This window comes from Embleya sp. NPDC050493, from assembly GCF_044458105.1.
Taxonomy (GTDB): Bacteria; Actinomycetota; Actinomycetes; order Streptomycetales; family Streptomycetaceae; genus Embleya.
Genome location: NZ_JBITHP010000015.1, coordinates 52,393 through 65,081 on the forward strand (window position 1 = coordinate 52,393; position 12,689 = coordinate 65,081).

A 12,689-nucleotide genomic window follows, 5' to 3' on the forward strand; every position below is an offset into this window, starting at 1 on the left:
TGGCTCGGGCCGTGGGGGACGGAGCGCGGCTTCGGAAGGGGAAGAGCGGCGGGGCGGGGACGGGCTGATCCGGTGAACGGTACCGGTCGCTCAGGCGCGCAGATCCACGCCGACGTCCAGGATCGGGGCGGAGTGGGTGAGCGCACCGACCGCGATGTAGTCCACGCCGGTCTCGGCGACCTCGCGGGCGGTCGCCAGGGTGAGGCCGCCGCTGGCCTCCAGGCGGGCCCGGCCCGCAACCAGGGTCACCGCCTCGCGCATGCGGTCCGGCGTCATGTTGTCCAGCAGGATCAGGTCGGCGCCCGCGTCCAGGACCGGCGGGATCTGGTCGAGGTGGTCCACCTCGACCTCGACCGGCACGTTCGGGAAGGCCGCCCGCACGGCCTTGAACGCCTCGGCGACGCCGCCCGCGGCGACCACGTGGTTGTCCTTGACCATCGCCGCGTCGGACAGCGACATCCGGTGGTTGACCCCGCCGCCGCAGCGCACCGCGTACTTCTCCAGGGCGCGCAGCCCCGGCGTGGTCTTGCGGGTGTCCCGGACCGAGGCACCGGTGCCCTCGATCGTGTCCGCCCACGCGCGGGTGGCGGTGGCCACGCCGGACAACCGGCACAGCAGGTTGAGCGCGACCCGCTCGGCGGTGAGCAGCGTGCGGGTGCTCGCCTCGGCGGTGAACAGCACCGTGCCGGGGGTCACCGCGTCGCCGTCCCGGACGTGCCGGGTGACCACCAGGTCGGCTCCACAGACCAGTTCGAGCACCGCCTCGGCGACCGGGAGGCCCGCGACCACGCCCGATCCGCGGGCGGTGAACTCGGCGTGACCGCGCGCGTCCTCGGGCACGGTGGCCACCGAGGTGACGTCCACGCCGCCGTCGAGGTCCTCGGCGACGGCGGCGGTCACCAGCGCGGCGACGGCGAGCGGGTCGAGCCCGGCCTCGGCCAGGCGCGACGTGAGATCGGCGGACAGCTGGGCGGTACTCACGCGGTCGACTCCTTGGGTTCGAGTGCCTGGTAGGCGACGTGCAGGGCGCCCTCGCGCAGCGACGTGACCAGGTTGCCGCGCCACGCGGCATCGTCGAGGTCCGGGCGGTCCTCGCGCCAGTGGCAACCGCGCGTCTCCTCGCGGATCAGCGCGGCCCGGGCGAGCGCGCTCGCCACCAGGTGCAGATTGGTGGTCTCCCACGTCCGAGTGCACGGATCGGTGCTGGTCCGGGCGGCCAGCGCGGACAGTGCCTCCTCGGTGTCGGCCAGGCCGGCCGCGTTGCGCAGCACCCCGGCGCCCGAGGTCATCGCGCGTTGCAGGCGCAGCCGGACCTCCTCGCCGAGCAGCCCCGCCGGGCCCTCGGGGGCGACCGGCGCGGCGAACGGCGGCATGTCCCGGGCCAGATCGGCCGCGATCCGCTCGGCGAAGACCAGGCCCTCCAACAGCGAGTTGGACGCGAGCCGGTTGGCGCCGTGCACACCCGTGCAGGCCACCTCGCCGCACGCGTACAACCCCGGCACGCTGGTCCGACCGTGCAGGTCGGTGCGTACGCCTCCACTCGCGTGGTGCGCGGCGGGCGCCACCGGGATCGGCTCGGTCACCGGGTCGATCCCGTGGGCACGGCAGGCGGCCAGGATGGTCGGGAAGCGGTGCTTCCACATCTCCGCGCCGAAGTGCCGGCCGTCCAGGTACATGTGCTCGGTGCCGGTCTCGGCCATCCGGCGCATGATGCCCTTGGCCACGACGTCGCGCGGGGCCAGTTCGCCGAGTGGATGACGATCCGTCATGAACCGGATGCCGGCCGCGTCCACGAGGTGCGCGCCCTCGCCGCGGACCGCCTCGGAGACCAGCGGCTGCTGGCCCTCGGCGCCCGCGCCGAGCCACAGCACGGTCGGGTGGAACTGGACGAACTCCAGGTCGGTGACCTCGGCCCCGCCGCGCAGCGCGAGCGCGACCCCGTCGCCGGTGGACACCGACGGGTTCGTGGTGGAGGAGAAGATCTGGCCCATGCCGCCGGTGGCGAGCACGACGGCGCGCCCCAGGGCGGCGCCGACCCCGTCCCGCGCGCCCTCGCCCATCACGTGCAGGGTGACCCCGCAGGCGCGCCCGGTGGCGTCCTTGAGCAGGTCGAGCACGAGCGCGTTCTCGATCACCTCGATGTCCGGCGTGGCCTGCACGGCGGCGACCAGCGCCCGCGATATCTCCGCACCCGTCGCGTCGCCGCCGGCGTGCACGATCCGGTTGCGCAGGTGACCACCCTCGCGGGTGAGCAGCACGTCGCCGTCCGGTCCCCGGTCGAACTCGGCGCCGGTGTCGATCAGTCGGCGCACCGCGTCCGGACCCTCGGTGACCAGGACCCGGACCGCGTCCTCGGCGCACAACCCGGCGCCGGCCACGAGCGTGTCGTGCAGGTGCTGTTCGGGGCTGTCGCCCTCGCCGAGCGCGGCCGCTATCCCGCCCTGCGCCCAGCGTGTGGAGCCCTCGTCGAGCTGTGCCTTGGTCACCAGCAGGACCCGGCCCGCCCGGCGCGCCCGCAGCGCGACGGTCAGGCCGGCCACCCCGGAGCCGACCACGATGACGTCCGCGCGCACGCTCCACCCGGGATCGGGGGCGGCCAGGCGCGCGGGAAGTGCGGGCGTGTTCATTGCGCGACCCGGTCGCCGACCACGCGGTCGCCGCGTACCGTTTCGCCACCGGGAAGGGCCTCGGCCGGGTCGTGACCGGTTCCGGTGATCGTGTTCGCCGCGTCCACGAACACCACGCGCGGCTTCAACGCCCGCGCCTCGGCGTCGGTGACCTGGGCATAGGCGATGATGATCACCAGGTCGCCGGTGTGCACCAGGCGTGCGGCGGCACCGTTGATGCCGATCACGCCGGTGCCGCGCGGGCCCGCGATCGTGTAGGTCTCCAGGCGGGCGCCGTTGTCGATGTCGACCACGTGCACCAGTTCGCCGGGGAGGATGTCGGCGGCTTCGAGCAGATCCTCGTCGATGGTGATCGAGCCGACGTAGTGGAGGTCCGCCTGCGTGATCGTCGCGCGGTGGATCTTGGACTTGAACATCGTGCGCATCATGACCGGGGGACTCCCGTGATCTTCAGGCGGGCGTTGTCGATGAGCCGGGTGGCGCCCACGCGGGCCGCGATCGCCAGGATCGCCGGGCCGACGTGGTCGGCGGCCACCGGGGTGAAGTCGTCGATGTCGACCAACTCCACATAGTCGGGTTCCAGCACGGCGCGCAGCACGTCCTCGGCGGCGGCGCGCACGGCGTCCGCACCGTCGCCGGCGCGCCGGGCGCCCGCGTCGAGCGCGCGGCTGAGCGAGAGCGCGATCTCCCGCTCGGCCGGGGACAGGTAGCGGTTGCGGCTGGACCGGGCCAGCCCGTCGGGTTCGCGGACGGTGGGCACGCCCACGATCTCGACGGGGAAGTTCAGATCGCGCACCATGCGCCGGATCAGCGCGAGTTGCTGGGCGTCCTTCTCGCCGAAGAAGGCGACCTTCGGTGCGGTCAGGTGCAGGAGTTTGGCGACCACGGTGAGCATGCCGTCGAAGTGGCCGGGTCGAGAGGCCCCTTCGAGTACCGCGCCGGTGGGTCCGGCGGCGATCCGCACCCGCGGCTCGCCGCCGGGGTAGACCTCGTCCACCGAGGGCGCGAACACCACGTCGGCGCCCGCCTCCCCGCTCAGTTCCAGGTCGGCGTCCAGGGTGCGCGGGTAGCGGTCCAGGTCCTCGCCCGCGCCGAACTGGAGCGGGTTGACGAACACGGTGACCACGACGTGGCCGGTCGGACCGACGAACTCGCGTGCCGCCCGGATCAGCGCCGCGTGGCCCTGGTGCAACGCGCCCATCGTCATCACCACGGCGCGCAACCCGTACGGCCTGGTGTCCTCGGTGAGCTCCGCCGCGGTCCGGGCCACCCGTACGGCGGTCACGGCCGGCCTCCCTCGGCCAGCACGCCCAGCAGCGCCTCGGCCGCCTCGGCCTTGAGCAGGCCGGCGTTCAGCGCCCGGTCGGCGGTCAGTCGGGCCATCGCCACGTAGGCGGCCAGCGCCTCGGGCGAGACCCGGCGCAGTTCGGCCACGTGCGCGGCCACGGTGCCCGCGTCGCCGCGCGCGACCGGGCCGGTCAGCGCCTGATCGCCGGCGCGCAGCGCGTTGTCCAGGGCGGCGCCGAGCAGCGGTCCGAGCATGCGGCCCGGGGCGCGGACGCCGGCCGCGCCGAGCAGTTCGATCGATTGCGCGACGAGGGTGACCAGGTGGTTCGCGCCGTTGGCCAGGGCCACGTGGTAGAGCGCGCGGTCGCGCTCCTCGATCCACTCGGGTTCGCCGCCCATCTCCACCACGAGCGCCTCGGCGACCGGGCGCAGCGGCTCGGGCGAGGTGACCCCGAAGGAGCAGCCGACCAGTCGTTCGAGGTCGATCGTGCTGCCGGTGAAGGTCATCACCGGGTGCAGCGCGAGCGGGAGCGCACCGGCGCGCGTGGCCGGTTCCAGGACGTCGACGCCGTAGCGGCCCGACGCGTGCACCAGGAGTTGACCGGCCTTGATCGCACCGGTCTCGGCCAGGCCCTGCACGAGCGCTTCGAGCGCGTCGTCGGGCACGGTCAGCAGGGTCAGGTCGGAGGCCGCGATCACCTCTTGCGGGGTGACCAGCGGAACACCCGGCAGGAGGTCCTCGGCGCGGCGCCGGGAGGTCTCCGATACGCCGGAGGCGGCCACCACCGAGTGCCCGGCGAGGGCGAGGGCGGCGGCCAGGGTCGGGCCGACGCGGCCGGCGCCGACGACTCCCACGCGCAGCCGCGCGGGGCGGTCGGCGGGGTCGGGCGAGCGGCCGTGTGGATGCGGACGTGCGGTGATGTCGTTGTTCACGCGAGCGAGCCTTCCGTTCCAGTCCGCGGCGGGTACCGGACGAGTACTGGCCCGATCAGGGTACTCACGCGCCGCGCGAGCCGGTCCCCGGGTTGGTCGGCAGGTCGGTCGGCAGCGGGCCCGGCGGTGCCCACCGATAGCGGGTGGAGCCCGCCTGGTGGACGACGCGGTGCACGACCTTGCGTCGGATCAGCTCGGGCCCGCGCATGCCGATCGCGCCGAGCGCGGTCAGCACGAGGCCGGTCAACAACATCGTGCCGGTGACCACCCGGGCCACCCGGACGCTGCGCGGGCCGCCCTGGGTCTGCAGCGTGTAGGTGGAGGAGGTCGAGCGGTCCGTGTCGGCGGTCGATTCCACCGATGCGGCGCTACTGCGCTCGGGTGACGGCGAAGGGGGCGGGCCGGCGTCCAGGGCCCCGGCCGCCGCGACGATTCCGACCGCGGCGACCGCGAGCGCACAGCGTCGACCCGCGCGTATGACCAGCTGACGGCTTCCCATGGGGAGCCTCCCGGAGACCGGTGACGATTGACCAGGGGCGAGGGTTCGGCCCTCTTCTTTCCCCGAGTCGGTCGCTTATGTGTCCCCTTTCGACCGCCTTCGCATGCCTCCCGTCGTGCCGAGGACCCGGCGGCCGGGCCCTGCCGGGGCGGGCCCCGGGCGACCCGGCCGCCGGTCACCGAAAGTCACCCCGGCGCTACCCGAGGCGGACCGGCAGTCGGGTGAGCGCGTTGTTGAGGTTCGAGCGCAGCCGCTCGGGCTCACCGGTCGCCTCGATCGTGGGGTATCGCGCGAGCAGCTCCTCGAAGAACACCCGCCCCTCCAGCCGCGCGATGTGCACGCCCAGGCAGAAGTGCTCGGCGAAGCCGAAGGACAGGTGCGGGTTGGGCCTGCGGGTGATGTCGAAGCGCTGCGGGTCGGTGAACACCTCCTCGTCGCGGTTCGCGGAGGTGTAGTACATGGCCACCTTGTCGCCCGCCTTGATCGGCACGCCGCGCAGCTCGGTGTCCCGGGTGGCGGTCCGGCGGAAGTAGTGCAGCGGGTTGGCCCAGCGCAGGATCTCCTCGACCGCGCCCGGGACCAGGGCCGGGTCCGCGCGCAGTGCCGCGAGTTGCTCGGGGTGGGTCAACAGCGCGTGCAGCCCGGCGGACAGCATGGTCTTGGTGGTGTCGTTGCCCGCCGTGACCAGCTGCACGAAGAACTGGCCGAAGTCGAGGTCGGTCATCATCCGGCCGCCGAACTCGGACTCAAGGATCAGCGAGGTGACGTCCTCACGCGGCTCCTCGGCCCGGCGCGAGGCGGCGAAGCCGATCGCGTAGCGGGCCATCTCGATTGCCGCCCCGCCGCCCTCGCCCGCCGTGTTGCGCTCGGCGAGCGCGTGGATGTGGTCCCAGTCGGCCGGCGGCAGGCCCATCAGCTCGCCGATCACCTGGGTCGGCAGGCTGGAGGTGACGTCGTGTACGAACTCGACCTCACCGGTGCCCACGCGCGCGAGGATCTCCCGACAGATGGTCCGGATCCGGTCCTCCATGCCGCCGACCACCTTCGCGGTGAAGGACTTCACCAGCGGCTTGCGGTAGGCGCGGTGGCGGGGCGGGTCCATCGACAGCAGCGTGCCGCGCAGGGCTTCGAGCCGCTCGGGTTCGAGGTCCTCCAGGATGATCCCGCCGGCCTCGGCGGAGAAGATCGCCGGGTTCTGCGACACGTACTCGACGTCGGCGTGCCGGAGCACGGCCCAGTAGCCCGGCTGTCCGGGGATGTCCTGCCAGTGCACGGGGTCGGTGCGGCGCAACTCGGCGAACAGCTCGTGCGGCGGGCCGTCCATGTACAGATCGGGGCTGTAGAGATCGGGTCCGGTCGGGATGGGTGTGACGGTCATGGCATCTCCCTCGCAATCTCGGATCGGACCGTCGTCAGCCCACGACCACGTTCGGCCGGCCGAAACCCTGCGCCTCGCACAGGGCGTAGTAGGCGCGCAGCGTGCCCGCGCCGTCGGTCACCGAGGTGATGTTGCCCTCGGCGTCCAGGTTGAGGTTGGCGCCGTACATCTGGAACCACACCCGGGTGTCGGGCTCGACGCAGGTGAGCGTGTGCACGGAGCCGGCGGGCTCGTACAGGAACGAGCCGGCCCGGTTGACGTAGTCGTACTCGGTGTACTTCCAGGCACCGGACACGGTGTATCCGTAGACCGGACCGGTGTGCCGGTGCGTTTCGACGGCGAAGCCGGGCTGGAAGACGTTCTCCACGATCCACAGGCCCTCCTCTTCCTTGACGCACAGCACCTTGAGCTTGTTGCCGCCGCCGATCTCGACGAACGGCAGGTCCTCGGCGCCGATGTGCACGGCGGGACGTCCGGTTTCGGTGGTGGTCATGCGGTTCCTCCCGAAGGCGAGCACTGCTTCTGTAACGGTGTAACAGCATGCCTCAAGGATCGGTGAGTTTCGAGGGCCGCGTGGGATGGGCAACACCATCGATCGCACATGCGACGGGGATGGAGACGGGGGGCGGGAGATGGGGCAGCTCGACGGGAAGGTGGCCGTGGTCACCGGCGGCGCCAACGGGATCGGTCGTGCGTGTTGCGAGCGCTTCGCCGAGGAGGGCGCCGACATCGTGATCGCCGACCTCCTGGACGAGGCCGCGATCGGCACCGTCGAGGCGGTCGAGAAGCGCGGCCGGCGGGCCACCTACATGCACACCGACGCGAGCAGCCCGACCGACATCGGAACGGTGATGCAGCACGCGATCGACACGTTCGGGGCGATCGACGTCCTGGTCACCGCGGCGGGCATCAGCACGGCCGACTACGTCAGTGGCCGACCGAGCAACACGGCGGCGGTCGAGCGGGACCCGATCACGCGGTTCGTGGACAGCCCGCTCGCCGAGTGGCAGCGCGTGCTCGACGTGAACCTGACCGGGACGCTGCTCGCGGTCCAGGCCGCCGCGCGCTGGATGGTGGCCCAGGGTCGACGCGGCTCGATCATCACCATCGCCTCGATCGCCGCGAAGCACCCCGAGGCGGGGTCGGCGGCCTACTCCGTGTCCAAGGCGGGCGTGTGGATGCTGACCAAGCAGGCCGCGCTCGTGCTCGGCCCGGCCGGGATCCGGGTCAACGCGATCGGTCCGGGCTTCATCGAGACCAACATGACCGCGGTCCTGCGCGGCATGCCCGAACTCGAGCAGCGCCTGCTCGGCAGCGTGCCGCTGGGCCGGATGGGCAGCGCCCGCGAGGTGGCCAACGCGGCGCTGTTCCTGGCGAGCGACCAGTCGTCCTACTTCACCGGCGAGATGTTGCACCCGGACGGCGGCTTCTACACCGACTGAGCCACCGCGTGCCCGCACCCGCACGCGGGTCGCACGATCCGCGTGCGGGTGCGGGTACCGGTGCGATCGGCGGGACCTACCGTCCCCGGGCCTTGACCAGGCCCGTCTCGTACGCGAGCACCACGACCTGGACCCGGTCGCGCAGTCCCAGCTTCATCAGGATGCGACCGACGTGGGTCTTGATGGTGGCCTCGGACAGGAACAGCCGCTGGGCGATCTCCGCGTTGGACAGGCCCTGGGCGACCAGCATCATCACCTCCAGCTCGCGTTCGGTCAGCGCGTCCACCACGTCCGGCCGCGGCTCGTGGTCGCTGGGCAGGATCGGCGCGAACCGGTCGAGCAGGCGCTTGGTCGTGCTCGGCGCGACCACCGCGTCGCCGGAGGCCACCGCCCGAATCCCGGACAGCAGCTCCGGCGGCGGGACGTCCTTGAGCAGGAAGCCGCTGGCTCCGGCCTTGAGCGCGGCGAACGCGTACTCGTCCAGGTCGAAGGTGGTCAGCATGAGCACCTTGGGCCGCAGCCGGCCCTCGGGCAACACCAGCGCGTTCTCACCGCCCTCGGCGCAGATCCGCCGACACGCCTCGACCCCGTCCATGCGCGGCATCCGCACGTCCATCAGGACCACGTCCACGTCCACGTGCCGAAGCTTGTCCAGCGCCTCGACCCCGTCGCCGGCCTCGGCGACCACGCTCATGTCCGGCTGGGCCTGCAACACCATGGTGAAGCCGGTCCGCAGCAATTCCTGGTCGTCGACCAGCATCACCTTGATGCTCACTGAGCTCCTTGAAGAGTCGTCCTGATGGGCGTGGCGGAGGAGATGGAGGAGTCGTCGGGACGGCCGGCGTAGGGCAACATCGCGCTGACCGACCACCCGCCCCCGATGCTCGGCCCGGTCCGCAACCGACCGCCCAGCATCGCGACCCGCTCACGCATGCCGACCAGGCCGTGGCCCATCCCGTCGCCGGGAGCCGCCGCACCTCGGCCGTCGTCGCTGATCTCCATTTCGAGCCCATCTTCCCCGTAGCCGACACCGACCGTCGCGGTGGCATCGGGGCCGGCGTGTTTGCGCGTGTTGGTCAGCGCCTCCTGGACGATGCGGTAGGCGGTCAGCGCGACGCTCTGCGGCAGTTCGACCGGCACCCCCTCGACCCGGAGCTCGACGTTGAGGCCGGTGGTACGCACCTGCTCGACCAGTTCGCCGAGCTGTTCGACACCCGGCTGCGGCACATACGCGTCGGTCTCGCTCTGCGAGCGCAACACCCCGAGCAGTCGGCGCATCTCGGCGAGCGCCTCGCGCCCGGTCGCCGCGATCGTGCCCAGCGCCTCGCGGGCCCGGTCCGGCGACGACTCGATCGCGTACGCGGCGCCGTCCGCCTGCACCACCATCACCGACACGTTGTGCGCGACCACGTCGTGCAGCTCGCGGGCGATCCGGGCCCGCTCGGCCGCCGCGGCGATCTGCGCCTGCTGGTCCCGCTCGAACTCCAGCCGGGTGGCCCGCTCCTCCAACTCGGCGTAGAACGCCCGTCGGGTGCGCATCGAATCGCCCAGCACCCACGCGATCGCGAGCAGCACCACGAGGAAGCCGAAACCGATGACGTTGTCGCGGAACGAGGCGTCGTCCGATTCCGGGAAGCGCCCGAGCAGGATCGCCGGTCCGAGCAGGATCATCACGAGCCCGGTGCGCGAGAGCCATCGCGGGCCGGACTTGGCGGCCGTGTACAGCGCGACGAGCATCGCGTAGTTGGCCGAGGTGAGCGTGTCGTCCCAGACCAGCTGCATCAACCCGCCGACCACGACCAGGGCGGTGGCGGTCAGTGGCCGCACCCGGTGCAGCGCCATGCCCAGACTGAGCAGCACCACGATCACGAGCCACCACCAGCGCGGAACGGATGCGGCGGGGTCCTCCAGGACCTGGAGCAGCGCAAGGCCGAAGACCGGAATCGTGCATACCGAGTCGACCCACAGGGGGTGTGCTCGCAGCCACGCATAGATTCGTTGCACACTTCGACGCTACGTGGCGCCGGGCCGTATGCGCGTCAACCGACGTATCGAATCGTTCCTCCGCCACAAGTCGCACCCGACCATGCGGCGCGCACACCCCTGGTGCCGTCGGGACGCTCAGACGCCCTCCCCCGGGCGTACCGGCAGCCGGGCCAGGACCTGCCAGCCGCCGCCCGACCGGGGCCCGGTCTCCAGCCGGCCGCCGAACAGGGCGACCCGCTCGCCCATGCCGACCAGGCCGTGCCCCATCCCGTCGCCGGGAGCCGCGGCGCCTCGACCGTCGTCGCCGACGTGCAGTTCGACGTCCTCGCCCAGGTAGCGCAGCCGCACCAGCGCCTTGACGTTCGGCCCACCGTGCTTGCGGGTGTTGGTCAGCGCCTCCTGAACGATCCGGTACACGGTCAACGCGACGCCCTGGGACAGTTCGACCGGCACCCCCTCGACGGTCAGGTCGACCGCCAGGCCCGCGCTGCGCACCCGCTCCAGGAGGTCTTCCAGCTGCTCGACGCCCGGTTGCGGAACGTAGGCGTCGCCCTCGTTCTGAGCGCGCAGCACGCCCAGCAGTCGGCGCATCTCGGCGAGCGCCTCGCGTCCGGTGGCGGAGATCGTGCCGAGCGCCTCACGGGTCAGCTCGGGCGCGCCGTCCAGCGCGTATGCCGCGCCGTCGGCCTGCACCACCATCACCGACACGTTGTGCGCGACCACGTCGTGCAGCTCGCGGGCGATCCGGGCCCGCTCGCTCGCCGCGGCGATCTGCGCCTGCTGGTCCCGCTCGCGCTCCAGCCGGTCGGCCCGGTCCTCCAGTTCGACGTAGTACGCCCGCCGGGTGCGCATCGAATCGCCCAGCACCCACGCGATCACGAACGGGCCCATCAGCAGCAGCGTGAAGAAGACGATGCCGGTGGTCGGCACATCCGGGTTGTCCCACCAGCGCAGCATCGCCGCGATCGGCGCGAGCACTCCGCCGACGAGCGCCGAGCGCGAGGCCCAGCGCGGGCTGTACGCGGCGGCGCTGTAGGCGATCGCGGGCATGGCGAGCGCTTCCAGACCGGGCGGTATGTCGTCGAAGAGCTGGAAGATCCCGATCGCGAGGGTGACCACCAGCGCGTGGGTGGGCAGGCGCCGCCGGATCAACAGCACGAGCGACATCGTGCCGAGCGCGATCAGATGCGGGACGTCGGGCGGGCCGGGCTGGTCAATGATCACCTCGAACAGGCCGAACATGAGCAGCAGCAGCGCCCACGCTCCGTCCACGAGCAGGGGGCGTCCGCGGAGCCAGGCGTACAGGTGGTGCACACAGGCAGGGTAGACGGGCACATCCGGCCGTCCGCAGGCCGGACGGACCGGCACGGACCGACCTCGCTCGCACGGCGGCGATCTCGGGCCGGTACCGTCGGGAGCGATGGAACGACGGCTGACCTGGAAGGAAGCCACCCGTCGGGCGTTGTACGGAGCCGAGGGCTTCTACCGCCGGGCCGAGGGCCCCGCCGGGCATTTCCGCACCTCGGTACACGCCTCCCCGCTGTTCGCCCGCGCGCTGGCCGAGCTCGCGCGCACCGCCGGTCTCGACACGATCGTGGACGTGGGCGCCGGGCGCGGCGAGTTGCTGGTCGCGCTGCGCCGGGTCACCCCGCACCTGGAGCTGATCGGCGTGGACATCGCCGGCCGGCCGGAGGCGTTGCCGCCGTCGATCGGCTGGGAGCCGGAGACGCCGCCGGGCCGAACCGCGCTGCTGATCGCCAACGAGTGGCTGGACAACGTCCCCGCCGACGTCGCGGAGGTGGACGAACACGGCGTGCCCCGGGTGGTCGAGGTGGACGTGCGCACCGGGGAGGAGCGGCTGGGTGCGGCCACCCGCGATCGGGACGCGCGCTGGCTGGATCGCTGGTGGCCGCTGGTCGGCGCGGAGCCGGGCACGCGGGCCGAGATCGGCGAGCCCCGGGACGCCGCGTGGGCGCACGCGATCGAGCGTCTGGAGCGCGGGGTCGCGGTGGCGATCGACTACGGGCACCTGTCCGGCGGGCGTCCGTCGTACGGCTCGCTCACCGGGTATCGGCAGGGCCGGCAGGTGCCGCCGGTTCCGGACGGCACCTGCGACGTGACCTGCCATGTCGCGATGGACGCGGTGGCGGCGGCGGGCGAGGCGGCGGGGGCGCGGGACACGGTCCTGACCACCCAACGACACGCGTTGCGCGCGCTGGGCCTGACCGCCCACCGCCCACCCTACGAACTGGCCCGCACCGACCCGACCGCCTACCTGGCCGGCCTGCGCGACGCGGGCGAGGCCGGCGAACTCACCGCGCACGGCGGCCTGGGCGACTTCCACTGGCTGGCCCAGGGCGTGCGGATGTCGGTCCCCGACCGACTCCACCCCTGAACCGGGCGACCGTCGACGGGGCCGGCACTCGAACCGGCCGGAGCACGAAGCACCAGCCGACCCGAGCCACCCGGCCCCGCCGGCGTTCGAGACCGCCGTTCGGCCCGGCCGGCGCTCGCACCCCGCCGGGCCGACGCACGAG

Annotated in this window: 13 protein-coding genes; 2 read left to right on the plus strand and 11 right to left on the minus strand. The window is 72.7% G+C overall.

Translation table 11 applies throughout. The annotated features are described in order from the left end of the window. Positions 1 to 90 precede the first annotated feature (90 nt). From nadC to ACIBM5_RS26690, 8 genes are all read right to left on the minus strand, one after another. On the minus strand, positions 91 to 981 hold the full coding sequence (gene nadC, locus ACIBM5_RS26655; RefSeq protein WP_391586435.1) for a carboxylating nicotinate-nucleotide diphosphorylase: 891 nt from the start codon (positions 979 to 981) through the stop codon (positions 91 to 93). Next, positions 978 to 2,627: an L-aspartate oxidase gene (locus ACIBM5_RS26660; RefSeq protein ID WP_396009147.1), complete on the minus strand. Its 1,650-nt coding sequence runs from the start codon at positions 2,625 to 2,627 to the stop codon at positions 978 to 980. The genes nadC and ACIBM5_RS26660 overlap by 4 nt, the downstream gene beginning before the upstream one ends. Continuing rightward, complete coding sequence (panD, locus tag ACIBM5_RS26665; protein ID WP_396009148.1) at positions 2,624 to 3,055, minus strand: aspartate 1-decarboxylase; 432 nt, start codon at positions 3,053 to 3,055, stop codon at positions 2,624 to 2,626. Before panD ends, ACIBM5_RS26660 begins: the two co-directional genes overlap by 4 nt. Then, positions 3,052 to 3,912, minus strand: coding sequence for a pantoate--beta-alanine ligase (gene panC / locus ACIBM5_RS26670; protein WP_391586432.1), 861 nt, complete (start codon positions 3,910 to 3,912; stop codon positions 3,052 to 3,054). The genes panD and panC overlap by 4 nt, the downstream gene beginning before the upstream one ends. Beyond that, positions 3,909 to 4,847, minus strand: coding sequence for a Rossmann-like and DUF2520 domain-containing protein (locus ACIBM5_RS26675; RefSeq protein ID WP_391586431.1), 939 nt, complete (start codon positions 4,845 to 4,847; stop codon positions 3,909 to 3,911). Before ACIBM5_RS26675 ends, panC begins: the two co-directional genes overlap by 4 nt. A 64-nt stretch (positions 4,848 to 4,911) precedes the next feature. Continuing rightward, a complete protein-coding gene (locus ACIBM5_RS26680; RefSeq protein ID WP_396009149.1) occupies positions 4,912 to 5,346 on the minus strand; it encodes a hypothetical protein in 435 nt (144 codons plus the stop codon). A gap of 196 nt (positions 5,347 to 5,542) precedes the next feature. After that, the gene (locus ACIBM5_RS26685; RefSeq protein ID WP_396009150.1) at positions 5,543 to 6,724 is read right to left on the minus strand and encodes a cytochrome P450; all 1,182 of its coding nucleotides are present in this window, start codon (positions 6,722 to 6,724) and stop codon (positions 5,543 to 5,545) included. A gap of 34 nt (positions 6,725 to 6,758) precedes the next feature. Further along, positions 6,759 to 7,217 carry a 2,4'-dihydroxyacetophenone dioxygenase family protein gene (locus ACIBM5_RS26690; RefSeq protein WP_396009151.1) on the minus strand — a complete coding sequence of 153 codons (459 nt, stop codon included), beginning with the start codon at positions 7,215 to 7,217 and terminating at the stop codon, positions 6,759 to 6,761. A 139-nt stretch (positions 7,218 to 7,356) separates the two neighbouring features. Between ACIBM5_RS26690 and ACIBM5_RS26695 the strand changes: the two genes are divergently transcribed. Further along, on the plus strand, positions 7,357 to 8,166 hold the full coding sequence (locus ACIBM5_RS26695) for an SDR family NAD(P)-dependent oxidoreductase (protein WP_396009152.1): 810 nt from the start codon (positions 7,357 to 7,359) through the stop codon (positions 8,164 to 8,166). Between the two features lie 76 nt (positions 8,167 to 8,242). Here ACIBM5_RS26695 and ACIBM5_RS26700 read toward each other — a convergent pair whose 3' ends face one another. The 3 genes from ACIBM5_RS26700 to ACIBM5_RS26710 form a co-directional block, all read right to left on the minus strand. Next, complete coding sequence (locus ACIBM5_RS26700; protein WP_391586426.1) at positions 8,243 to 8,941, minus strand: response regulator; 699 nt, start codon at positions 8,939 to 8,941, stop codon at positions 8,243 to 8,245. Beyond that, on the minus strand, positions 8,938 to 10,170 hold the full coding sequence (locus ACIBM5_RS26705; protein WP_396009153.1) for a sensor histidine kinase: 1,233 nt from the start codon (positions 10,168 to 10,170) through the stop codon (positions 8,938 to 8,940). Before ACIBM5_RS26705 ends, ACIBM5_RS26700 begins: the two co-directional genes overlap by 4 nt. Positions 10,171 to 10,287: 117 nt before the next feature. Continuing rightward, entirely contained in the window at positions 10,288 to 11,466 is a 1,179-nt protein-coding gene (locus ACIBM5_RS26710; protein WP_391586424.1) for a sensor histidine kinase, read from the minus strand. Positions 11,467 to 11,572: 106 nt separating this feature from the next. Between ACIBM5_RS26710 and ACIBM5_RS26715 the strand changes: the two genes are divergently transcribed. Further along, entirely contained in the window at positions 11,573 to 12,547 is a 975-nt protein-coding gene (locus tag ACIBM5_RS26715; RefSeq protein ID WP_396009154.1) for an SAM-dependent methyltransferase, read from the plus strand. Positions 12,548 to 12,689: the final 142 nt, after the last annotated feature.

Excerpts from the sequence above, each read along its gene's own strand:
- ACIBM5_RS26685 (WP_396009150.1), bottom strand. The coding sequence starts at position 6,724 with ATGACCGTCACACCCATCCCGACCGGACCCGATCTCTACAGCCCCGAT.
- ACIBM5_RS26715 (WP_396009154.1), top strand. The coding sequence starts at position 11,573 with ATGGAACGACGGCTGACCTGGAAGGAAGCCACCCGTCGGGCGTTGTAC.
- ACIBM5_RS26660 (WP_396009147.1), bottom strand. The coding sequence starts at position 2,627 with ATGAACACGCCCGCACTTCCCGCGCGCCTGGCCGCCCCCGATCCCGGG.
- ACIBM5_RS26695 (WP_396009152.1), top strand. The coding sequence starts at position 7,357 with ATGGGGCAGCTCGACGGGAAGGTGGCCGTGGTCACCGGCGGCGCCAAC.
- ACIBM5_RS26690 (WP_396009151.1), bottom strand. The coding sequence starts at position 7,217 with ATGACCACCACCGAAACCGGACGTCCCGCCGTGCACATCGGCGCCGAG.
- panD (WP_396009148.1), bottom strand. The coding sequence starts at position 3,055 with ATGATGCGCACGATGTTCAAGTCCAAGATCCACCGCGCGACGATCACG.
- ACIBM5_RS26680 (WP_396009149.1), bottom strand. The coding sequence starts at position 5,346 with ATGGGAAGCCGTCAGCTGGTCATACGCGCGGGTCGACGCTGTGCGCTC.